Source organism: Paenibacillus sp. FSL L8-0663 (genome assembly GCF_038008125.1).
GTDB lineage: Bacteria > Bacillota > Bacilli > Paenibacillales > Paenibacillaceae > Paenibacillus > Paenibacillus polymyxa_D.
Map to the genome: position 1 here is coordinate 369224 of NZ_JBBOYM010000001.1, position 24592 is coordinate 393815.

Here is a 24592-nt window from a genome sequence, read left to right on the forward strand (position 1 = left end):
ACCTTAATTGGTTCTGAGCGCTCCCTGAACGTTAGCTGAAAGCTGAGCAGGGGTGCTTTTTTTGCGACAGGATTCAGGTATATTAGATACAGGTGAAAATGAATCGACTTTTATATGAGAAAAATGCAGCAACATGAAAGGGAAGATGAATAATGAATCCAATACACGGAGTTAAAATTATGCTGGCAGATGATGAGCCTCATATTTTGCAATTTTTAGAGCTTGGACTGATTAATGAAGGATATGAAGTCAGAACCGCCGAGAACGGGAGTCAAGCGCTCGATTTGGCAAAAGAGTTTCGCCCGCATGTAGCGGTGCTGGATGTGATGATGCCGGAAATGAACGGTTTTGAGGTGTGCCAAAGTCTCAAGGAGACGGAGGATAACATCGCGGTCATTATGCTGACTGCCAAGGATGATGTCGACGATCGGGTAAAGGGATTAAAACTCGGCGCGGATGATTATGTTGTAAAACCCTTCAGTTTTAATGAGCTGCTGGCTCGCATTGAAGCGCGCTTGCGCAATCAGTTCCCCGATCTGCTGGGAGAAGTGGTTCACGGCCCCTTTCAAGTGGATGATCGACGGAAGGAAATCCGTTATCAGAGTCAGGTGCTGGAACTGTCGCCTACCGAATATGAACTATTGAAGTTTTTGGTGTTGAATCACGGGATTGTGTTAAGTAAAAGTCGTATTCTGGACCGGGTATGGGGGTACGATTTTGGAGGCGAGGATAATATTGTTGAGGTGTACATTCGCTCCTTGCGTGAAAAACTCAAAGACAAGGAGCACCGGGTCATTCGTACGCTGCGCGGTGTGGGATACCGGGTGGATCTGCTATGAAGGCGGGCGGGAAAAGTCGGAGAAAATATGCACTCCGTTCTCTCCGATCCCAGCTTTTGGCCAGAACGTTACTCATTTTGGCTTTGTTGCTTGTATTGATTGGTTTTCTACAATATTTTCTGATGAAAGATTTTCTGTATCGCAGTCGGGCAGAAGCCATGAATACACAGCTGAATTCAATTCCTGCCGATTTATTGATTAAGGATTCGCAGGAAAAGAGCGGGGCTGGGGTAACCGTTCCTCAAGATGAGTCCAATCGAAGGAGTAATCGACCGGGACCGTTTCTGTTTTGGCCGGATATGTCGCTTGCTTCTATAGGTATAGACGGCACCTTCCAGAGCTTGTCCAATGAAAATGGACTTAAACCGCCGCGTCTCACCACTCAGCAGTATCAAGCAATGCAGCAGAGTAAGCGCATGCGTCACGGCTATCAATTAATCACGGATGCCCAGGGGAAAGAGCAACTGGTTGTATTCCGTCCGCTTGGTCCACCTGACCGTTCTTCCGGTTTACTTCAAATGGGCGTATCCACGACTTCTATGCAAGAGCAGTTGATTAACCAGCTTCGCACCTTTATTTTATTGTCACTGATTGCACTTGCGATTGGGTTAGCGCTTATGTTGCCTGTGCTGCGCCGCACGTTGGTGCCCCTTTCCAGGATGGTCGAGGCAGTCAAACGTATTGATGCGGGCAATCTGGCCGAGCGCTTTGACGCAGAGCAGGGGCAGTATGAGGTGGATCGTCTGGCGGTTTCATTTAACGGGATGCTGGAACGGCTGGAGCATTCTTTTGCTGCCGAACGGGAATTGCAGATGCAGATGAGACGATTTATTGCGGATGCTTCCCATGAACTACGCACCCCGCTCACCTCTATTCACGGCTTCTTGGAAGTGCTGCTTCGCGGGGCAGCATCTAATCCGAAACAGCTTCAGTCGGCATTAGAAAGTATGTATGGTGAATCCAAGCGGATGAATAAGCTTGTCTCTGACTTGCTATTGTTGGCTAAGCTGGATCGAACACCGGAGTTAAAGCTGGAAGACATACCACTAGATGCGTTGCTGCTGGAAATGAAACCGCAGCTTCTTATGCTGGCAGGTACACGTAAAGTGGTTTTTGATATGACGGCAGGTATACGGGTATTGGCAGAGGGAGATAAAATCAAGCAGGTCGTGCTCAACCTGTTCCATAATGCGGTTCAGCATACCGATATGGAAAGAGGTGTGATCCAGGTAAACCTGTCTGCAGGCAAGAAGTTGGTGGATATCCAAATTCGTGATAACGGACCAGGGATGAGTAAAGAACAGCTGGAGCGGATATTTGAGCGTTTTTATCGTGGAGATGAATCGCGTACACGTAGCTCAGGCGGGGCGGGTCTTGGTCTGGCCATTACACAGTCTATCGTGGAAGCACACGGCGGAAACATTATGGCCGAAAGCACACCGGGAACAGGGAGTGTATTCAAAGTAACGCTACCTTTAGCGGGAACCGTATAGTATTGCAAATTATGGCGTAACATAAAAATAGCCCCCCGAACCGCAGCTTTGGTTAAATAACGGCTCGGGAGGCTTTTTAATTGTTAGTTAATCAGCGCAGCTTTTTGTAAAAGCCCGTGCAGTACCTTGGCAGATGCCTCACGGGTTGTAGGTGCATTCGGCTGAAAGTAGGAGGAGCCTTTAATCGCTTCTCCGTTGATGATACCTGCTGCACTTACTTTTTCAATACTGTCCTTGGCATAACCTGCAAAGGATGAAGCATCATGGTACGGTGTGCGTGCTGGGCCATCGGCTGCTGCTTTGATTTGAAGCAGATCTACAGCTTTACCTAGCACGACAGCAATTTCTTGACGACTGATATTAGCGTTCGGATCAAAATTGTCGCTGCTGCGGCCCGTAATCAATCCAGCTTCATAAGCGGCTGCTACATCGCCGGAGTACCAGCTACCTGCCGGGATATCACTGAATGGTGCAGCAGTACCTGGTGTCAAGCCGAGTGCTCGGGTTACCAGGGTTGCAAATTCTGCACGTGTCACGTTCTTCTTCGGTGAGAAAGTCGTGTCGGTCGTGCCGTTAATCAGCAACTTGTTCGCCAGCGATTGAATTTCGGATTGGGCATACGACGATGAAATATCTTCAAAGCTAACGGGACGTGTCGCCGCTGCATACGTCGAGAAGCCCGGACGGCTTACCTTGACGACGGTAGATCCATCAGCCTGCTTGGTGAAGACGGATGGAACGGGATAGACATTTCCGTTTGCCGTATAGAGTACACCGGCTGTATTGGAATCAATTTGACCAGGCACGGTAAAGGATCGGCTAATAAACTGTCCTGGCGCAACTTTGAGCGGTTGGCTCTTGCCACCAGTGACAATGTTAGCTTCAAACCCTACCGGGGTGCCGATCACATTGGAGCCTTTCAGCTTACTTGTAAAAGTGCTGCTCGCCTCTGTCTGGCTGCTGATAACCACTTCAATGCCTGCACCAGCAGGAACATTTTTCAGAGCGGATACTGGCAAAGCCAGAGAAGAGCCTGTATTGCTTACAATCAAGCTGCTTCCTGCTGCAGCCTTACCCAGCGCTACCAGTTGTGCGGAAGTGAGCGATGCTTTCGTCGTTTGGCCTGCTTGGCTAGTAGCTGACAGTACAATAGCTGTTGGGCTGGAACCTGCTGCTGTCACGGCAGCCTGCAAATCTGCATCGTATACTGTCAGTGACTGTACATTATTGTTCAACGCAACGGCTGTAGTCACAGTTTTAACAGCCTGTCCTTGCTTCACTACGCTTTGAAGTGAAGGAGCAGATGTAGCGACAGGGGTGGATGTGTTCGTTGCAGCAGAAGGTGTGGTATTGCTTCTGCCGCCACCTCCACCGCCGCCTCCACCACTACCGCCGGATGCGGCGCTATTATCCACACGAATAGCTTTAGTGGCAGTGAACAGTTTAGGACCATCGGTATTGCGTTCGACTTCGCCCTTTTCATTCAGTTCCGGAGAACTGACTTCCAGCTTGTACACGCCATCTTTCAAGTGTTGAATCACGGGTTGACCGTTAGCATCCAGCACAGGCTTGCCATTGTCATCTAATTCGACGTAACTTCCGTCAATACCCTTAAAGGAATATGCGCCTTGTTTGAGGCGTGCATTGTCACCTTGTTCCTTGGAGGTAGTAATTCCATCAATCAGACCGATCAATTTATCATCTACACCGTATACATAAAGTGCGATCTGGTTGGTTTTATCTGTGGTCAGGCGGAAAGCCAAATCTGTTGAGCGCTGAGCACCTGTCCGACTTGGGTAAATAATCGGGTTGGTAACACTCAGGTCCTGCAAGCCAAAGCCTGTCGTTGGATTTTCTTTGCCCACATGAACGACGAACGGCAGATGAAGTGTCGGCTGTCCGGCGCTTTTCAGAATAACTTCTCCTTCATATACACCTGTAGCTGCACCCGAATTTGGTTGCACAGACAGGAAGAACGGTTGCGATTTACCCGGTTCTGCCGAGATGGCACCATTTGCGCCGACACCTTGCAATTGCACGGCAATGTTGCTCACGTCAGGTGTAGCAATCGGCTTAGTTGGATCAGAGGTTACATTATCATGTAAAACGGTGCTGGCTTCATATTGCACAGTGCTAGCCGACAAGTTTTTGAGTTGAAGCTGAATCTGCTTCGCATCACTACCAGGTCGTAACACCCCGAAGCTGGCGGACGGATTGTAATTCACAACCTCCTGCCGATTAAAGTTCTTGTCGAGAATCGTAATCTTTTCAACAGTTTCCAGCAGAGCTGGAGTCTGAATCGCATTAGCGATGTTTACAAGGCCTGCACCTTGGGAATACACATCATATTGGATTTTATCCTCATCAAAGAGTGTAACCGAAGTGTTTGCCAGAGCAGCGCGGATATCAAACGGTGTCCAATTCGGATGCTGCTGCTTCAGCAACACGGCAAGTCCAGCCACATGCGGAGAGGCCATACTCGTTCCGTTGCTGCGTTTGTAAGCTTGCTCATAGGATGCATCCGGATAAAATTTGGCGAAAGCAGGGTACGTTGACATGATGCTAACCCCTGGTGCGCTCACGTCCGGCTTGATGCTCAGCAGTTCATCGCCATTGGGTCCGCGGGAGCTAAATCCGGCCATGGTATTACCAGGATTGTCAGTACGACGATACTCTTCTCCAAAAGCAATAAAGAATTTTTGTTTGTGGTTTTGGCTTTCAATGATTTGTCTTGCCAGTGCTCTACCTTCTTTTCCTGTCATGTCAAAGGTAGGGATATAATCTACATTGTCTCCTTGATTCGAATTAATGTAGCCATCGTAACCAGGGATAGCTTCACTCAGATTGGCTTGTGTGCTGTCGCCAGATTTCGCTTGACCATTAAAAATAATAATAGCCTTTGCACCATTTTGTTGTGCGTTTGCGATCTTGTCTACGAAGCCCAAGACGCCACGCGATACGATCACAACCTTATCTTTTACATCTTTAGAAGTGAAATCATCTGGATATCCCAAATTGGCATAAACCAATTCCAATGCTTCTGTCCCCAAAATAGAAGAAAAATCCTCATGAAAAGTTTGCCAAGCCATCGTATTAAAATTGTAATAGGTATCTGATGTAACTGTTAAAGGCTTTTCATCATCACCATAGGTTACAAGATTGACGGATGCTTTATTTGAATAGCTATGGCTCGGTGAAGTGGCTGCACCAACGGAAATCGCCAGTTGTGATGTTGCAGGAGAACCCATGGAATAAAAGTAGGGTCCTTGTTGTGCAGCGTTACCGTTCGCGATGACCGCGACTACGCCGGAAAGTACAGCATTATTAATAGCAATGGAATCCGGGGAGTTCGGGTCCTTTTCGGAATCCGAGCCCAGCGACAGGTTAATGACGTTCATACCATCTTTGACAGCACGTTCAATACCGTCAATAACCTGTGCGGAGGAACCGGAGGAGCGACCTGTCTTGGTATTGCGTCCAAGCACTTTATACACGTATAAGTCCGATTTATAGGCAATACCCTTTTGCACAATATCCGAGGATTTATTGGCGGCTTTACCGGCAATCGTGCCGGAGACGTGAGTACCATGTGTCGTTCCGCTAAAACCTGTGCCGTATGGGTCATTCTCTTTTTCAAGGAACGGTTCCTCGTAAGGGTCGTTGTCTTGTTCGAAAGAGTCATATCCGCCTTTATAGGCTTCTTTCAAATCCGGATGCTCATAATCGATACCGGTATCAATAACCCCGACCTTGATTCCCGCGCCATTCAATCCTTTGGCCCAGGCTTCAGGAACACCAATTTGGTCCAGCGGTGCGTTATCATAAGTGGCTTCACTGGCTGTAAGTGTTGGAGGGTCTTGCACGGGGATGGAATAATACGTTTTGTTTTCATGAATGGATTTTACGCCTGGCAGTTTAGCCAGTTCTGGAATCTTATTGGCTGGCAGTGTGACCTCCAAGCCGTTAAGCACCGTGTTGTACTGGTAATTCACCTGAAGAGAAATACCATGCTCAGCGGCTTGGTCCACGAACGTAGTTTGCTCGGTGGCAATCGCAGATTCGGCTTTTTGCTCGGATTGAGCGGTGAAAGCTTTGGCGCTTGAACGTGCGGCATATTTGTCCACAGCTAGGGGCTCACCATCAAGCTGCACGATGATTCTGACCTGACGGGAGGAGTCTGTACTCAGCTCAGGTGAGATAAAGGCCGGAGCCTCCTCAATAGTTAATGCTTCCTGAGCTTTTAAAAATGAATTGATTTGCAGATCTGCAGTAGCGGCAGAACTGAAAGACGGCAGAGATAAGCTTACCGTCAAGGCAAGAGCGAGTGATACGACAGGTATTTTTTGCAAAATGATCGGCTTTTTCAAAGATTTCCCTCTTTTCAATCAAAATATGATATCTCTACATACTAGGATTTGAAGCCACTGCCGTTGTTCTCACGCCTCCCTTAATATCTAAAATAATAGAATTGACCACTGGTGACTAACTTGCCAGTTTTGAGGCATATCTTACCATATTGGTGGGATATATTACTATATGTTTTTTATATTTTTAGAAAAAATAAGGTTAACTTCACATATAGATTCCATGGAAATGTTATGAATTTACTAGATTATTTTTGAAATCAATCGAAGGGGAATGGGAGAATGCGAGATTTAATGATATAATCTGCATTGGAATTGTTGAGGTTTCACAATCATGTAAAATGCCTAAGGCAAAGGAGTCGATTATGTTGGCAAAAACATTGATTTTCGGGCATAAAAATCCGGATACGGATACCATTTGCTCAGCTATTGCTTATGCAGACTTAAAAACCAAACTGGGTGCGGACGTAGAGCCGGTTCGTCTGGGCGAGGTGAACGGGGAAACGCAGTATGCACTGGATTATTTCAAAGTGAGCGCGCCACGTCTGGTTGAGCAGGTTGCTGCTGAAACGGACAACGTCATTCTGGTTGATCATAATGAACGTCAGCAAAGCGCCGCTGATATCGACAAGGTACGTGTAACTGAAGTCATCGATCATCACCGGATCGCTAACTTTGAAACAAGCCAGCCGCTATACTTCCGCGCTGAGCCAGTGGGTTGCACAGCCACCATTTTGAACAAGCTCTACAAGGAAAATGGTGTAGCGATTCCGAAAGAAATCGCAGGTCTAATGTTGTCCGCGATTATTTCCGATTCCCTGTTGTTCAAATCTCCAACCTGCACGGATCAAGACGTAGCTGCTGCTCGTGAACTGGCTGAAATTGCTGGTGTGGATGCAGATCGCTACGGATTTGACTTGCTGAAAGCGGGGGCTGATTTGAGTGGTCATACCATTGAACAGTTAGTAAGTCTGGATGCCAAAGAATTCCAGATGAATGGTCGCAAAGTGGAAATTGCTCAAGTTAACGCAGTAGACGTCAACGACGTGTTATCGCGTCAAGCTGATCTAGAAGCTGCATTATCCCAAACCATTGAGGCCAAAAATCTCGATCTGTTTCTGTTCGTCGTAACAGACATTGTGAACAGTGATTCCGTTGGTATTGCCCTAGGAAGCCAAGCACAAGCGGTTGAGAAAGCCTATAATGTTCAGTTGGACGACAACAAGGCCGTTCTAAAAGGTGTTGTATCGCGCAAATCACAAATTGTACCTGTATTGACTGACGCTTTTAACAGTTTGTAAGGATATATAATAAGCCTCCTGAATCCGACTGCATAATGGCAGTGGCAGCAGGAGGCTTATTTTTATTTCTTCAGTTCTGCCAGACGTTCCGATGCGGAACTCAAATGCCAATTTCAACTTCAGCGCTGCCCATCATGAAACCGCTACCATGAAAAATGAAGAATACAGGGAGTGGATGATCCTTTCTTTCCGATGTACTTTGGGAGAATACGAAGGTTTGAAATCGGACGCAGCACCCATTCTGCCAGCAGATATGCGGGCAAGTTTGACGAACAGTTTTTGCCTCAGTCTTCGCACCATTTTTCTCTCTTCTCTCTGGAGTCGGTTAGACGCGAACCTTTGACATCTTCAAACGCAGAACGTACGCGTGACAAATAGGTTTGGAACTGACAGATTTCCGACTCACTAAAGTCTGACATCAGACGTGAAGCCAGCCCTACGAAAAAGGGATCCATCTGTTGAATTTTACTTTTTCCTTTATCGTTCAGGGACACGAACACTCCCCGCTTGTCATTGGGATCGTCATATTTATTAATGAATCCCTCTTGTTCGAGAGAAATAACCATGGAACTGATTGCTGCCCGGCTTACACCCATCTTTTCAGCCAAAGCAGAAGGAGAAGACATTTCATCTCTTTGTGCTGAAAGTACACAAAGCGCGATATATTGCCCGTAGGAGAGACCAAATTCACGTGAACGCTTCTCCATGTTTTTACGTATTTCATAAGTTATGGAAAATAAATCTACCAAAACACCAATTGGTTTATTGCCACCTGGAAAGAGATTATAGGCCAGTTGACGAATTTCGGAGTCCAAAAAAAAGAACATGCGATCCACCTCGATGTAGTTAATTAGTTAACTGTAATTTAATTAACCACTGGTTGCAATGATTTATACAAACTTTGTTCCGCATTTTTTGAAAATATATCTGTAAAACGTCACATCCAGGGGCCGATACACTGATCGAGGTCCTGATTCACAAAGGCTTGTATGGAGGGCTGACGCAGGGTACGTCCTTCTTGCCACCGCCACTCACTATATTGAACCTTGGCGGTATACATGGGTTGCACCCAAAACGCATCTTGATGCCGATCCGGTTTATTGCTAAAGGGTCGTTCCGATATGGTATGTGGTAGCAGGCGCTCGGTAAGCTGACGCCAATCTTCCCGAGTCAGCTTGCCCGTACCCACATGCCCGATATAGCGCAGCATTCCTTGTTTATCATATTGGCCCAGCAACACAGCGTTGATAATGCCTCCGTTCAGGGTATAGCCACCGATAACGGCAATGATATCGCCATAATTTTTGACCTTGAGCCATCGTCCGTCCTTTCCGCCCAATGTGTACGGACTATCTAGCTTTTTACACACAATACCTTCCATTCCTTGGCTGCACATAACCTGAAATAGAGCTTGTCCATCAGGATGAGCGGGAGCCAGTTGAATCCGTTCATTCGGTATGATGATCTGATGCAGCAGTTCAAGCCTTTCCTGTAACGGTTTAAGATGAACCCACTCCCCGTTCAGATAAATAATATCAAACAACATGTAAGTAGCAGGCACAGCTTCATAGGCTGACTGAATTCGATCCGTCCGACGAATCAGATCCCGTCGCATAATTTCATGGAACGATGGTTTACCGTCGGCACCGAGTGCGATCATTTCCCCGTCCAATATGACCGAATCAGCCTTGCAGTAGGAGGGGAAGAGAGCAAGCTCCGGGTATAAAAGCGTTCGTTCGTGCTGTTTGCGGTTGAACAGGCGTGTGCTGCCCTGGTTGTGATACGTCAAAATTCTCGTACCGTCCCATTTTATTTCGTAACGCCAAAGGCCTGTTGCATCTACAGGTACTTTTTCGCTCAGTTCCGGTTCAAACGGGATGACGGGTTTTATTTCTGTACGCAACGCAGCACCTCCCTTGCCTTTATATGAATAAATATAGTGTCGACGATAGATCTTATTTTATGTATCAGGATTTTGCAAAATTTGATTCCAGTCGCTCCGAAGTGCAAGATATAGACGAACTAAACCATTTCGATCTATATCTTGTTCATTGGAAGTCGCTTATGGGATTTTTGCAAAATCCTCGTATGTGATGTTTCTCTGATCCCTAAATAGGGGAATGATAAGAATATCTAGCGTCGGCATGAAGTGATTGCATTAATTCGTTAGCATGAGTTTTACGGGATTTTCTTCAGTCAGAAAGGGGATTGGTCTCATGAGACAAATTCGCGAGGAGGACCATGCAGTAGTCATGGTGGATGATGGACAGGTAGTTGCAGAAGTAGGTTATAAATCCGTAGATGACCACTCATTGGTCATTGACCATACATTTGTATCCGAGCAGTTACGGGGTCAAAAAATTGGCAAGGAGCTCATCGACAGAGTGGTTGAGATGGCAAGAAATCAGCATAAAAAGGTTATCCCTGCTTGCTCGTACGCACTTGCTCTGTTCAAGCGCCATAAAGAATACAGTGACGTGTGGCAGCAATGAATATGGATCATCAAGGCTGCTTAACTGCATAACCGACACAACACCGGAGCGGGTAATCAGACTCTTCCGGTGTTTTTTTTGTGTGCATAAAGCTTTTAAAAAGAATGCATTCTACCGTTGATATAGGGAAACAAAGGGCTATCCTCAAATGTTGAAGCACATTTCTTGCCGGATGGCTGTGAAATTGTTCATACTGTTGTCACTTCACAGGCTAACTATGAGTTCTATATAATATATTATGGTTATGACCGCAAAAATAATGAAAACCTGAATTTAAACGAAGGAGACGCTCATGATGAATAAAGCGAGTGAGGACAAGCAGTACGTTCCAACGAGCAATCGTAATTTTACAACCTTGATTATCACCGTTTCCATTATAGCCAACGTGATTATTTTGCTGCTATTCTTTTCGCCGATCGGATACCAGGGGAGTGTCAGTTTTGATCTCACTATTTTCCCAAGGTTGAATGCGATTTTTAACAGCTTCACGTTTATTTTCCTGGTGGCTGCATTGGTTGCTATTTTCAAGAAGAACATCAAGGTGCATAAAACCTTTATTCTGCTGGCCTTTGCCAGTACCGTTTTATTTTTATTTTCCTACCTGACCTTTCACTACATTTCGCCGGAAACTGCAAAATATGGCGGTGTGGGTATCCTTCGTCCGATTTACTTTACATTGTTGATTTCGCATAGCATACTGGCTGCAATTATTGTACCGCTGGCACTGTTCACGGTTGTATGGGGATGGACGATGCAGGTAGCAAAACATCGTAAGATTGCGCGCTGGACGATGCCAATTTGGCTATATGTGAGCTTGACCGGGGTACTGGTGTACGTTTTCATGGCCCCATACTATTAATAGATGTGAACCCTTTGATGGGTTGATTTAGGGAAATGGCGTCTCTGCTGAAGAGGCGTCTTTTTTGTATCCAATAAAAGAAAAATTATTCCTTCTAAATTTATTTTATTAAAAAAACGTTCCTTCTATAACGGTATTTCTGCTATAATTTGCCTTAATCAACTAAGAACAAGGGGGTCACCATGTGACAAAGAAAGCGAAAGGCAGGTTACGGTTGCTTGTATCTATGCTGGCGCTGGTTGTACTGCTGAGCAGCTGCGGTGGTGGAGGATCAAAGTCGGAAAAGGTTGACGGAGGGAAAGTAACACTGCAATTTTGGACCATTGCACTACAACCTACATTTACCCCGTATTTCAATCGGGTGATTGCCGATTATGAGCAGAAGAACCCCAATGTCAAAATTGACTGGAAGGATTACCCTTATGACGCAGTAACCAACAAGCTGTTGACAAGTATCGCTAGCAACAGCAGTCCGGATGTAGTTAATCTCAATACAGAATTTGCTAGCCAAATGGGCTCCAAGGGTGCTGTTGTTGATATGAATGAGCATTTGTCGCCCGAGGAAAAGGCTGCTTATTTCGAGGGTATTTATAATTCCACAGTCATTAACGGTAAAGCTTATGCGCTGCCCTGGTATACCGGTACAGAAGTACTTTACATGAATACAAAGCTGGTCAAAGCCGCCGGATTGGACCCTGCTCATCCGCCCAAAACCCGGGAGGAATTGTCTGAATGGGGCCGTCAGATCAATAGAAAAATTGGCAAGGCAGGCTATGCTCAGCAGCTTGTATCCAAGCTTTTCGCTGTGGACGGCATTCCTATCCTAAATAAAGAAAAGACAGCGGCGGCGTTCAATACACCAGAAGCAGTCACCATGATTGATAATCTAAAAAAACAGATGGAAGATGGCGTTGTACTCAAGGAAGACGCTGACTTCTCACAACAAGTGAAATATTATGCCGGCGAGCAGGTTGCTTTCGAGCTGGCAGGCCCCACGTTCATCAATTTTATCAAAACGGCAGCGCCAGACGTTTATAAGAACACAATTGCTGTCCCTGTCCCAACTGGCAAAGCCGATGTGCGGCTCTCCAACTCTATGGACTTGGTCGTACCTGCTAAGTCTGTACATGTGGACGAAGCAGTGAAATTTGCTGTTTTCTTGACAAACGCAGAGAGTCAAACTGCTTTTTCTAAAGCGGCGAATACACTACCTTCCACGAAAGACTCCATTAAGGATCCATATTTTACTCAGTCTGACAAATCATTAGAAGCACAAGCCAAGGTAGTATCCGCGCAAAGTTTGGATAAGGCGACAGATTATATGGTTGGTGTGCCCAATGCCAAAGATGTGAATAGTGCCATCGCGCGAGCCTTGCAAAATATTTTATTGAACGGAAGAGATACGAAGGAGACGCTAACTGCTCTGGAGCAGGAAGTAAACGATATTTTAAAGCAATAGGTTTGACAGGGGGGAGTGAATACTCCCCTGTTCATTTATCGAAATCAGGTGGTGATGCAGCATGATCAAATGGTTGAGGTCGGAGTCTTTTACGGCCTGGGCTTTTATGACGCCGGGACTGTTATTGCTTGCCGTCTTTGTATTTTGGCCTATTATTTACAGCATTCCGCTGGCATTGACAGACTACTCTGTCATATCAGATACCCATTTTGTCGGTTTGGATAATTTTGAAGCGGCGTTTAAGGACCGTAACTTTCTTATTTCGATTTGGAACTCATTGTTGTACGTGCTCATTGTCCCCTTTCTCCAAATTTTCTCCATCCTGATGGCTGTGCTTGTGAATAGCCGTATCCCGGGAATCAAAATATTCCGCACGACCTACTACATCCCTGTTGTGACTTCAATGGTAGCGGTAGCCTTAATTTGGAGCTGGCTGTTGGGCAATAACAGCGTAGTGAACTACTTGCTCATACAGATCGGCCTGATTAGCAAAGACATACACTGGTTATCGGACAGCAACTTGGCCTTGTATGTACTGATGTTCATCACAATGTGGAAGGGACTCGGGTATTATATGATGCTCTATCTGGCTGGATTACAAAACATTCCTCAAGATCTGTACGAAGCCGCTAGAGTCGACGGTGCAAGCCGATGGCGTCTGATTGTTCATATTACTCTTCCACTGCTAAGACCTTACGTTCTGTTCTGTACCCTTATATCACTCATGTCAGCTATCCGCGTATTTGATGAAGTATATGTACTAACCAAGGGTGGACCGGGAACGGCCACGTTGACATCGAGCTTGTATATTTTTCAAAAGGGGATGGAGCAGTTTAATTTTGGGTATGCTTCGGCGCTTGGCTTAATTGTCGGTGCAATGATTGCCGTACTTAGTATTATCGTATTCCGATTCAATAGGAAAGGTGGTGTCAATCCCTATTGATGAATCTAAAGGATGACAAATTGCTATGCTCATCTCTTCCTAAAAAGGAAAGTAGCCGCAGCATGCGCAGTCTCGCCCGAATGCTGAGAATGACGGTCATCTACATGCTTCTAGTGCTACTCGCCCTCTTTTTAATGGGACCGTTCCTCTGGCTGCTCAGCGTATCCCTCATGCCAGGCCGTAACATTTTTTCAACGCCGCCCGCTATTTTTCCGACCTTTATTAATTTCGACAACTATGTTCAGGTGTGGCAGTTCATGAATTTCCCGAAATATATGCTGAATACGGTCATCATTACGGTGTTGGGCGTTGTGCTCAATGTGGTACTCGCCAGTCTGACAGGATATCCCTTGGCTGTGTTTCGTTTTAAGGGTAAAAATCTGGTGTTTACGCTGCTGATTGCCACGATGATTATTCCTTCCTACACCGCATTTATTGTGCATTATCTGACCATTCAAGGGCTTCATCTGGGCAATACATATTTGGGTGTAGTGTTGCCTGGGGCAGTCTCCGTGTTCAACATTTTTCTGATGCGACAGACGTTTATTCATATTCCCACCGATGTACGTGATTCCGGTAAAATGGACGGCGCTTCGGAGTTTCGAATTTGGTGGCAGCTGGTGCTTCCGCTGGTCAAGCCAGCGCTTGCTGTAATTTCTCTGTTGGAGGCGATGTCGTTCTGGAACAGCTTTCTGTGGCCTATCGTTATTTTGAACGATACGGAGCTATATCCGCTAGCAGCTGCGCTCACGTATCTCAACGGTCAATTTGCCTATAACTTCGGCTGGATTGCTGCCGGCACAATGATTTCGGTACTGCCGATCATTATATTGTTCCTGTTTACACAGCGCTACTATATGGAAGGTTTGGCGGGAGCGGTAAAAGGATAGCCAGTAGTCACGGCTACGAAGAGCCTGTGAATGGAAGGAGACGATTGCGATGGAACTGTCCGAAGGAACGGGGCCTTATTCGAGTGTAGGGCTAGCACCGCAGGAGATTCAATATTATTTTCGTGATGTGTATGACAGCGGGGAAAGGCTGGTTATCTCCGAACCGCGACTGATCTGTGAACTGTCCTCTCGCTTTGCAATGAATCAGGAGTATGAAGGTGTGCTGGACCCTGAGGGACCGATCAAGCTTATTGTGCCTCCAGGGCCGGGTGTACCGACTGAAACACGGGGAAGCGTGCAGTTGGTGCTCGAATATGACGGAATGCTTGCTGCAGACGGATATCGGTTGGACATTCAGAAGGACGGGCGGATTGAAATTCATGCTTCCAATAAAAGAGGGCTCAAATACGGTATGGATGCCCTGCATCTCCTGCTTCAAGTGGAACAGGAGCGATGTACTTTGCCGGTGATGTCTATTCGGGATGAGCCTTCCTTCCCGGTCAGAGGAATTATTGAGGGCTTTTACGGGAAACCGTGGAGTTTCGCGGATCGGCTGGATGCCGTTCGGTTTATGGCTACGCATCGGATGAACACATTCATGTATGCCCCCAAGGATGATCCATATCATCGTGAGCTATGGAGAGAGCCGTACCCTGAGGATACGTTTGCCCAGATTTGCGAATTAAAGGAAGCCTGCGAACGGCATGAGGTTGATTTCCATTATTGTATCAGCCCAGGGAACGACCTGAGCTTTGGCAGTGATGAAGACTTCCTTAAATTGACTGAAAAGCTGGCGGCCGTGATTGCGATTGGCGTACGTCATTTTTCTGTGTTAATGGATGACATTGACTACGTACTCAAAGGGGGAAATCGACATTTGCTGGGCCGCTCGGGTCACGCTCATGTCTTTTTGACGAACAAGGTGCATGCATGGCTAGCTGAACGACTGCCTGAATTTACGCTGACGGTCTGTCCTTCGGAATATTGGTCATATTGGGATACCGAATACAAAAAGGATTTCCGTGAGCGGCTGCATCCGGAGATTAAGGTGTTCTGGACCGGGTACTTTGTTTTTGCTCCACAGATTAGTCGCGAGCACGCCGCTGATAATCATGTATTCTTCGGGCATGAGCTGTGGCTGTGGGATAACATCCCGGTGAATGATTGTGACCATGATCGGTTATTCCTTGATCCGCTGCGCGGACGATATTCCGGGCTACCAGACTGTGGACATACCGGTATGGTGGCCAACCCGATGAATCAGTGGGAATGCTCCAAAGTGACGCTCATTACGATGTCCCACTTTATGTGGAACAGTGAACGGTATATGCCTGAGCGATCTTGGGAATGGGCTGCGCAGGAGTTAGTGGGAGAGCGTGCGGATGAATTGATGTTTTTTTGTCGTCAAAACAGGAACAGCCGACTAGGCGGCAACGCGTATGAGGACGTGGACCTTGCTTTGCAAATGCGCGATATCCCTGCGCTGGATATGTACTTTGAGCGGCTGCTTCAGGCCGTGAGCGTCCTACGGAGCGTGCCTGCCGGTGATCCAGCAGCAGGATTCGTGTCCCAGGCCGCACCGTGGCTGGAACGTGCCGAGCTGGATGCGAGCCTGTGGCAGGTGCTGCGTCAAGCTGCACTCAGCAGCGAGCGACAGGACGATGCACAGTCGGGGGAGAGCGGCACGCCGAGGGAAGCTGTTGACGAGCAAGAGCCGTCACCTCTGACAGACGAAATCGTAGGAGAACTGCGAAGCGGTATCACTGCTTGCTTAGAAGCGGAGGCTCGGCTGGGTAGCAATCCGGCGATCCGTGCTGCTGCGCAGTGGGGTTATGTCGATCAGGACGAACAAGGAAAATATCGGCTGATTTTGTGAGTATTTGTGCTGGATTAAGCAACCAAGGCAGCATAGCTGCCCTGAAAATAATCATTTGCCGTTAGGATAACGGTAATTTTCAGGAGAGGTGGAACGTATGGTGAAGCCCAAAACCCGATTACTTTTTATACCGCTGGATGAGCGGCCCTGTAATTATCAATTTCCTTATTTACTGGCACAGGGTACAGACTTTGAGATGGAGCGGCCCCCATTAGAATGGATGGGACAAAAGAAAACCCCTGGCGATACGACCAGACTATGGGCATGGCTCGAAGAACGCGCAGCGGCGGCTGATGGAGCCATTGTTGCGATGGATACGTTGCTGTACGGAGGAATCGTACCTTCTCGACTACACAGTATGTCGAGCGAGCAGGTCAAAGATAGAGTGAATCGGCTTCGCAGGCTAAAACAGCTATATCCGCAACTGACCCTGTATGCATTTCAACTGATTATGCGCTGTCCGCAATATTCTTTGGCTGATGAAGAACCGGATTACTATGCCGATTGGGGTCGTGAGATATTCAGAAAGGGCTTCATTGAGCATCGTCAGGAGCTGGGGATTGCTACCGCAGAAGAGTTACTCGAATTAGCTGATATCAACGAGCGTCTGCCAATGGAAATATTGGATGATTACCTAGGGCGTCGCCATGTGAATTTGGAGGCCAATGAAGTTGCGCTGGATCTCGTAGCAGAAGGTATCATTGATTTTATGATCATCCCACAGGATGATTCGGCTCCCTACGGCTATACCGCCAAGGATCAGCAGCGGCTAAGAAGTCGTATTTCTGAGCTTGGGCTGGATTTGAATGTATACATGTACCCGGGGGCAGATGAAGTGGGTTGTACGTTGCTGGCTCGTTGGGTTAACAAGATGAATAATGTAGTCCCACTGGTGTATCCCCGATTGTCTGCTTTGCAGGGGGCATTCGTAGTACCGCTTTTTGAAGATCGCTATTTTTACGAAACCTTAAAATATCAGATTATGGCGGCAGGTGGGCTGATCGCTTCCTCAGCAACGGAGGCTGATTTGATTTTGTTGGCTAACACACCTGGTGACACGATGGCAGAGGCTTCATCCCAGCAGCGTGCAATGACCGGATATGATGTGCATCGGAATGTAGTAGAGCTGGTTGAGTACGGTTCTTATATGCTGCAATATGCAGGTCAAAATGTTGCAGTTGCTGATGTGGGCTACGCCAACGGCGCAGATCTCAAGCTACTTAGACTATTGAAGCAAAAAGGACTGCTTTTTAAGCTGGCGGGTTATGCAGGCTGGAATACCAGTTCTAACACGCTGGGCACCGTCATTGCCCAGTCCATGCTGTATACCCACTATGGCTCTACGGAGGAACATTTGGATTTTCTGTCGCTGCGCTACGCCGAGGATGCCTGTTATTGCGCTGTGGTACGTACGGCTATGAATAACGGAATTGTGGAGCAGATGGGTTTTACCAAGTTTATGCTCGATGGACCGAGAGGCTCGGTAGCTGCGGTTATTCGCGGACGGCTGGAGCAGGCGCTCAATGAATATGTGAACGGGCCGGAAGGCCGCGTGGAAATTATAGATTGCTACATGCCGTGGAACCGCACCTTTGAAGTCGCATTAACCGTACGGCATCATGCTGAGAAGAGAGGGTGATTCCTATGGGAATGGAAGGTGTATTATCCAAAGTTCAGCACGGACTGATCGTGTCCTGTCAGGCGCTACCAGGCGAACCGTTACATGGAGCAGATTCTATGGTCAAAATGGCGCTTGCCGCACAGCAGGGTGGAGCTGTGGCGATACGCGCCAATGGCGCATCGGATGTACGTGCGATTAAACAGGCAATTTCTCTACCAGTGATTGGCTTGGTTAAGCGGGATTATGATGATTCTGATATTTACATTACGCCTACCCTTCGTGAAATGGAGGAACTGGTGGAGGCAGGCGCGGATATCATTGCGCTGGATGCCACATTACGACCGCGCCCAGCGGGATGCAAGCTGAAGAGGCTCATAGATTATGCCCATGAGCAGGGAGTCACTTCCATGGCAGATATATCGACACTGGAGGAGGCACTTCATGCGGCCTCCCTTGGCGCAGACTGCGTATCCACCACGTTATCCGGGTATACGCCGTACTCTGCTCAGATTGAGGGTCCTGATCTGGAGCTGGTTCGGAGAGCGTCGGAACTGGTTCCCGTTCCTTTAATTGCAGAGGGCAAAATCTATGATCCAGCGCAGGTTGAGGAAGCATTCCGAATGGGAGCACATGCAGTGGTTGTAGGCTCGGCGATTACCAGACCCCAATTGATTACGCAGCGGTTTGCCGATGCCGCAAGGAAGGCAGTGAAATGCATCTATGGAGATGAACGACCGAATTAGAACGTATTATCCTTCATTAACGAAATCGGAGCAGAAAGTTGCCTTGTGCGTACTGGAGCATCCCGCAGACATCATATATTTCTCTGTGACGGAGCTGGCGGATTTTGCAGGTACAGGCGAAACGACCGTCATGCGCTTTTGTCGGAAGATTGGTTTCAAAGGTTATCAGGATTTCCGACTGTCCCTAGCGCAAAACCAGACTTATCGTAAAACTGATATGGGCGAGGAGAACATCGACCCAGATGACGAACAAGATATTACGCGTACGGTGTATCACAACATGCTCGATATTTTGCACTCCAGTATGGGGCTGCTGGACCATTCAGAGCTTGGTCGTGCGATTGCGTGTCTCGATCAAGCGGGCTATGTTCAATTTTTCGGCGTAGGTGCTTCGGGGATTTCCGCGCAGGATGCTAAAAACCGTTTCTTACGCATCGGGCGTCGCGCCGAGGCTGTGGCAGACGGACATATTCAGTCGATGATGGCGGTGTCCATGAACCCGGGTGATGTGGCTATCGGCATTAGTGTATCAGGAAGTACGCTGGATACGAACGATATGCTGTATAAAGCCAAGCAAAACGGTGCAACTGTTATCGCAATTACAAATTATGCGAAATCACCCATTACCTCCATTGCAGATATCGTGTTGCTAACAGCGGGCAAAGAAGCGCCGATAGAAGGTGGTTCAATCGGTGCTAAAATCTCACAACTATTCGTGATTGACCTCATCTGCGAAGGGCTTGCTCGCAAGCACACGAGTCACACCAAACAGATGAAGGAAAAAACAGCGAGGGCCGTTATTGAACGAAGCTATTGAGATTTTTCAGTTGTGAATTGAAAACTGTGCGTTTCGACAGGTTCAATGACTTGTGTTTGTGGTGCTTATGAATGGCTATTTCATGTATTGCTATTAATAGAAGGTTTGTACAAAGAGCTAGTAAGCTTTTATGTAGGGTAACAAGGAGGTTGGTGTGGTGGCAGCTGCTGTGAACAGAGTCATTGGAATCGACATTGGGGGCACATCGGTGAAGGCCGCCATAGTGGCACGGGACGGATCGGTGCTTGATGAAATCCGGCTGGATACGGACGCTTCCCGGGGACGTGAATGGGTATTGTCGCAGGTGTCAGAATCTGTGCTCGGACTGTTGCGTTCTTTTGGAGATACCAGCCTCGGTGCCCATATAGATGTAGGCGCTCTTGGCATTGCTACTGCTGGCAGAGTAAATGTGGAGAGCGGCGAAGTTGTGTATGCCACAGATAACCTACCTGGCTGGCAAGGTACATCCTTAGTAACATGGGCTAGGGAAAAACTGGCTTTACGAGCGGTTGCTGATAATGATGCGAACGCCGCTTTACTTGGAGAAGCGTGGCAGGGAGCGGGGAAGGGCAAGCGACGCTTGGTGATGCTCACGTTGGGAACAGGTGTCGGAGGTGCATATATGGAAAATGGCCTCTTGTGCAGAGGGGCTCATTGGAGCGGCGGTGATTGGGGGCACAGTATTCTATTCCCCGGAGGACACCCCTGTAATTGCGGAAGAAAAGGGTGCGCCGAGCAATATGTATCGGGGAGCGCCCTCTTACGTCGAGGTAGGGAACACGTCGGTAAATTGTACCGCTCGGGAAACGAGATTGTGAAAGAGGCCGTTCACGGTAACCAGGAGGCAATTCAGGTGCTGGATGATTACACCGCAGATTTAGCTGTACTTCTAGCTAACATCTCAGTGACTCTTGATCCTGAGAGGATCATTGTAGGCGGAGGAGTATCGGACACGGGAGAGGTCTGGTGGCCCATGCTGGAAAAGCATCTGCACCAATTTAGAGTTCAAACGGAAGTAAGTCGGGCATTGTTGGGCAATCGCGCTGGAATTATCGGTGCTGCACGGCTTGCCTTCGAAATGACCGAGTCCTAGTACAAGAATGAAAGGGGAACGAACCATGACGCAAAAACGGCTTGATACCGACATTGTTGTGATTGGCGGAGGCCTGGGGGGGACATCGGCAGCTCTCGCGGCGGCGAAGGCTGGCATGAGAGTCATCGTGACAGAGGAGACGGACTGGTTAGGGGGGCAGTTAACTTCACAGGCGGTTCCCCCAGATGAGCATCGATGGATCGAACAATTTGGTTGCACAGCAACATACCGTGAGTTCCGTAATCGTGTACGTGACTATTACCGTCAGAACTATCCGTTAACCGAAGAAGCTCGAAATAATCCCATTCTCAACCCTGGGAACGGTTGGGTAAGCCGTCTGGCCCATGAACCACGGGTAGCTCTGCGGGTGCTTGAAGATATGCTCGCTCCCTATTTGAATACGGGGCGCGTTCATGTATACTATCACACCGTGCCTATTGCCGTTCAGACGGATGGGGACTGTATTACTTCTGTAACTGTCCGTACCTCGAATAGCGCTGATCATAAGTGTGGATTTAGAGTGCTGCACGGAGCGTTTTATCTGGATGCAACAGAGTGTGGTGATCTCCTTCCAATGGCAGGAGTGGAGCATACGAGTGGAGCGGAGTCGCGGGCTGCTACGGGTGAGCCTCATGCACTGGAGTGTGCTAACCCTTTTGATATGCAATCTATCACACATGTGGCTGCCGTAGACTATATTCCCCAGGAAAGCTTCATTATAGAGCGGCCGCAACAATATGATTTCTGGAGAAATTATATTCCTTCCTTTTCCCGTTTTCCGATTTTGAGCTGGTTTGCTACTGACGCGGATGATACCAGTAAACTAAAACAGTTCACATTGTTTCCTAACGATCAGGGCATTGTATCCTTATGGGATTATCGTCGTATTGTAGATCCCTCGATATGGAGCAAACCGCTAAATGATGGTGAGGTAACTCTTTTAAACTGGGCGCAAAATGATTATTACCTTGGGCCATTGATCGGTGTCACTGCTCAGGAGCAGGCAAAACATCGAGAAGGAGCGCGTGAGTTGACTCGTTCATTAATATATTGGCTTCAAACCGAAGCGCCCCGGTTAGATGGAGGGTTCGGCTATCCGGGAATTCGACTACGGGGTGATGTTCTCGGCACATCTGACGGTCTGGCTAAAACGGCTTATATTCGCGAGTCACGCCGAATTCAGGCCAAGTATATGATATCTGAGTTTGATGTAAGTCGTGAGCTTCGGGGAGAAGAGGGACCCAAGCGATATATAGATAGTGTAGGTGTAGGTAGCTATCATTTGGATCTTCATCCAACTACGGTATCTCAGCGAACATTCTACATCCCTAACTATCCTTATGAAATTCCATTGGGCTCACTTATTCCGGTGAGGGTGCGCAATTTACTTCCTGCCTGCAAAAATATAGGGATGACCCAAATAGCCAATGGCTGCTATCGATTGCATCCTACAGAATGGAATATAGGAGAATCATCAGGAAGTCTAGCGGCTTACTGTGTCTCCAACGAAGTATATCCCATTGAAGTGAGCCGATCAGCAGAGCATCTTGGATGTTTTCAAAATGTTCTTCTTCGCCAAGGTGTGGAACTGCACTGGCCTGCAGAGGTATTTGAGCCAGAGGAAGTCATCAGCTAATGAAGGGGCAACTAGCCCCTCGACTGATTTTAAATGAGCTGAAAGATGAGTGGATTTATTCTAAAATAAAAAAAACAAAAAAAGTGCTTGCTAAGTTGCTGGGGTTTATGATATATTATTTGAGCTGACAACAAAACAGCAGTTTCAAAAGCGAAAAGCTTGGGTGAAATGATTTTTTAAAAAAAAGAAAAAAATAACCCTTGCATTTTTGGAACGAACATGATATGATCTTATAGCTGCTGAAAAACGCAGCGAAAGAGAAATGTTTGATCTTTGAAAACTGAACAACGAGTGAGTAAAACGATTTTGTTCGCAAAATCAAAACAAGAGATATTTTATCTCGTCAGTTTCAAAATGAGCTTATCGCTCTTTCTATAAACCAGCTTCGGTTGGTCTTTAATGGAGAGTTTGATCCTGGCTCAGGACGAACGCTGGCGGCGTGCCTAATACATGCAAGTCGAGCGGGGTTATGTAGAAGCTTGCTTCTACATAACCTAGCGGCGGACGGGTGAGTAACACGTAGGCAACCTGCCCACAAGACAGGGATAACTACCGGAAACGGTAGCTAATACCCGATATATCCTTTTCCTGCATGGGAGTGGGAGGAAAGACGGAGCAATCTGTCACTTGTGGATGGGCCTGCGGCGCATTAGCTAGTTGGTGGGGTAAAGGCCTACCAAGGCGACGATGCGTAGCCGACCTGAGAGGGTGATCGGCCACACTGGGACTGAGACACGGCCCAGACTCCTACGGGAGGCAGCAGTAGGGAATCTTCCGCAATGGGCGAAAGCCTGACGGAGCAACGCCGCGTGAGTGATGAAGGTTTTCGGATCGTAAAGCTCTGTTGCCAGGGAAGAACGTCTTGTAGAGTAACTGCTACAAGAGTGACGGTACCTGAGAAGAAAGCCCCGGCTAACTACGTGCCAGCAGCCGCGGTAATACGTAGGGGGCAAGCGTTGTCCGGAATTATTGGGCGTAAAGCGCGCGCAGGCGGCTCTTTAAGTCTGGTGTTTAATCCCGAGGCTCAACTTCGGGTCGCACTGGAAACTGGGGAGCTTGAGTGCAGAAGAGGAGAGTGGAATTCCACGTGTAGCGGTGAAATGCGTAGAGATGTGGAGGAACACCAGTGGCGAAGGCGACTCTCTGGGCTGTAACTGACGCTGAGGCGCGAAAGCGTGGGGAGCAAACAGGATTAGATACCCTGGTAGTCCACGCCGTAAACGATGAATGCTAGGTGTTAGGGGTTTCGATACCCTTGGTGCCGAAGTTAACACATTAAGCATTCCGCCTGGGGAGTACGGTCGCAAGACTGAAACTCAAAGGAATTGACGGGGACCCGCACAAGCAGTGGAGTATGTGGTTTAATTCGAAGCAACGCGAAGAACCTTACCAGGTCTTGACATCCCTCTGACCGCTGTAGAGATATGGCTTTCCTTCGGGACAGAGGAGACAGGTGGTGCATGGTTGTCGTCAGCTCGTGTCGTGAGATGTTGGGTTAAGTCCCGCAACGAGCGCAACCCTTATGCTTAGTTGCCAGCAGGTCAAGCTGGGCACTCTAAGCAGACTGCCGGTGACAAACCGGAGGAAGGTGGGGATGACGTCAAATCATCATGCCCCTTATGACCTGGGCTACACACGTACTACAATGGCCGGTACAACGGGAAGCGAAATCGCGAGGTGGAGCCAATCCTAGAAAAGCCGGTCTCAGTTCGGATTGTAGGCTGCAACTCGCCTACATGAAGTCGGAATTGCTAGTAATCGCGGATCAGCATGCCGCGGTGAATACGTTCCCGGGTCTTGTACACACCGCCCGTCACACCACGAGAGTTTACAACACCCGAAGTCGGTGGGGTAACCCGCAAGGGAGCCAGCCGCCGAAGGTGGGGTAGATGATTGGGGTGAAGTCGTAACAAGGTAGCCGTATCGGAAGGTGCGGCTGGATCACCTCCTTTCTATGGAGAATCGTTTCCTGCAACGGAAACATTCAAATTAGCAGGTATAACGTACCTGCGACCGGATATTCAATTCGGTTCATCACATTCGTGTGAATGAAATGAATATCCCGAACTTACTCACTCGTTGCTCAGTTTTGAGAGCTCAAACTCTCAAGCTTCGACGAATACTTCATTCACACATTCGTGTGGAACCGAAATATTCATCGGGTTT

At 47.8% G+C, this 24592-nt stretch carries 17 protein-coding genes and 1 rRNA gene; 15 read left to right on the plus strand and 3 right to left on the minus strand.

Features of this window, described 5'->3' with window-relative positions; translation table 11 throughout:
• Positions 1 to 152 precede the first annotated feature (152 nt).
• Positions 153 to 839: a response regulator transcription factor gene (locus tag MKY75_RS01580; RefSeq protein WP_029516829.1), complete on the plus strand. Its 687-nt coding sequence runs from the start codon at positions 153 to 155 to the stop codon at positions 837 to 839.
• The gene (locus tag MKY75_RS01585) at positions 836 to 2332 is read left to right on the plus strand and encodes a sensor histidine kinase (RefSeq protein ID WP_340884110.1); all 1497 of its coding nucleotides are present in this window, start codon (positions 836 to 838) and stop codon (positions 2330 to 2332) included. The genes MKY75_RS01580 and MKY75_RS01585 overlap by 4 nt, the downstream gene beginning before the upstream one ends.
• Before the next feature lie 83 nt (positions 2333 to 2415).
• Here the strand turns inward: MKY75_RS01585 and MKY75_RS01590 are convergent, their stop codons facing one another.
• Positions 2416 to 6699, minus strand: coding sequence for a S8 family serine peptidase (locus MKY75_RS01590; protein WP_340884111.1), 4284 nt, complete (start codon positions 6697 to 6699; stop codon positions 2416 to 2418).
• 362 nt (positions 6700 to 7061) lie between these two features.
• On the opposite strand from MKY75_RS01590, the gene MKY75_RS01595 reads away from it, so the two are divergent.
• Positions 7062 to 7997: a manganese-dependent inorganic pyrophosphatase gene (locus MKY75_RS01595; RefSeq protein WP_340884113.1), complete on the plus strand. Its 936-nt coding sequence runs from the start codon at positions 7062 to 7064 to the stop codon at positions 7995 to 7997.
• Positions 7998 to 8281: 284 nt separating this feature from the next.
• Here the strand turns inward: MKY75_RS01595 and MKY75_RS01600 are convergent, their stop codons facing one another.
• Positions 8282 to 8824 (minus strand): MarR family winged helix-turn-helix transcriptional regulator, encoded by a 543-nt coding sequence (locus tag MKY75_RS01600; protein WP_029516824.1) that lies wholly within the window; start codon positions 8822 to 8824, stop codon positions 8282 to 8284.
• A 110-nt stretch (positions 8825 to 8934) separates the two neighbouring features.
• Positions 8935 to 9900: an ATP-dependent DNA ligase gene (locus MKY75_RS01605; RefSeq protein ID WP_029516823.1), complete on the minus strand. Its 966-nt coding sequence runs from the start codon at positions 9898 to 9900 to the stop codon at positions 8935 to 8937.
• Between the two features lie 313 nt (positions 9901 to 10213).
• On the opposite strand from MKY75_RS01605, the gene MKY75_RS01610 reads away from it, so the two are divergent.
• From MKY75_RS01610 to MKY75_RS01665, 12 genes are all read left to right on the plus strand, one after another.
• Positions 10214 to 10489, plus strand: a complete 276-nt coding sequence (locus tag MKY75_RS01610; RefSeq protein ID WP_029516822.1) for a GNAT family N-acetyltransferase — start codon at positions 10214 to 10216, stop codon at positions 10487 to 10489.
• 295 nt (positions 10490 to 10784) lie between these two features.
• On the plus strand, positions 10785 to 11348 hold the full coding sequence (locus tag MKY75_RS01615; RefSeq protein ID WP_029516821.1) for a DUF420 domain-containing protein: 564 nt from the start codon (positions 10785 to 10787) through the stop codon (positions 11346 to 11348).
• A 184-nt stretch (positions 11349 to 11532) separates the two neighbouring features.
• Positions 11533 to 12807, plus strand: coding sequence for an ABC transporter substrate-binding protein (locus MKY75_RS01620; protein WP_029516820.1), 1275 nt, complete (start codon positions 11533 to 11535; stop codon positions 12805 to 12807).
• A gap of 61 nt (positions 12808 to 12868) precedes the next feature.
• Complete coding sequence (locus MKY75_RS01625; protein ID WP_318628202.1) at positions 12869 to 13750, plus strand: carbohydrate ABC transporter permease; 882 nt, start codon at positions 12869 to 12871, stop codon at positions 13748 to 13750.
• A complete protein-coding gene (locus MKY75_RS01630) occupies positions 13750 to 14640 on the plus strand; it encodes a carbohydrate ABC transporter permease (RefSeq protein WP_029516818.1) in 891 nt (296 codons plus the stop codon). The genes MKY75_RS01625 and MKY75_RS01630 overlap by 1 nt, the downstream gene beginning before the upstream one ends.
• Before the next feature lie 49 nt (positions 14641 to 14689).
• Positions 14690 to 16516, plus strand: coding sequence for a protein O-GlcNAcase (locus MKY75_RS01635; protein ID WP_318628203.1), 1827 nt, complete (start codon positions 14690 to 14692; stop codon positions 16514 to 16516).
• Between the two features lie 97 nt (positions 16517 to 16613).
• Positions 16614 to 18155: a DUF4127 family protein gene (locus tag MKY75_RS01640; RefSeq protein ID WP_165149166.1), complete on the plus strand. Its 1542-nt coding sequence runs from the start codon at positions 16614 to 16616 to the stop codon at positions 18153 to 18155.
• A 5-nt stretch (positions 18156 to 18160) separates the two neighbouring features.
• On the plus strand, positions 18161 to 18880 hold the full coding sequence (locus tag MKY75_RS01645; protein ID WP_029516815.1) for an N-acetylmannosamine-6-phosphate 2-epimerase: 720 nt from the start codon (positions 18161 to 18163) through the stop codon (positions 18878 to 18880).
• Positions 18858 to 19697, plus strand: coding sequence for a MurR/RpiR family transcriptional regulator (locus MKY75_RS01650; RefSeq protein WP_340884115.1), 840 nt, complete (start codon positions 18858 to 18860; stop codon positions 19695 to 19697). Before MKY75_RS01645 ends, MKY75_RS01650 begins: the two co-directional genes overlap by 23 nt.
• A 157-nt stretch (positions 19698 to 19854) precedes the next feature.
• Positions 19855 to 20790, plus strand: coding sequence for an ROK family protein (locus tag MKY75_RS01655; protein WP_318628206.1), 936 nt, complete (start codon positions 19855 to 19857; stop codon positions 20788 to 20790).
• A gap of 25 nt (positions 20791 to 20815) precedes the next feature.
• A complete protein-coding gene (locus tag MKY75_RS01660) occupies positions 20816 to 22426 on the plus strand; it encodes an FAD-dependent oxidoreductase (protein ID WP_318628207.1) in 1611 nt (536 codons plus the stop codon).
• A 396-nt stretch (positions 22427 to 22822) separates the two neighbouring features.
• Positions 22823 to 24378: ribosomal RNA gene (locus MKY75_RS01665) — 16S ribosomal RNA — on the plus strand.
• The last annotated feature ends 214 nt before the right edge of the window (positions 24379 to 24592 follow it).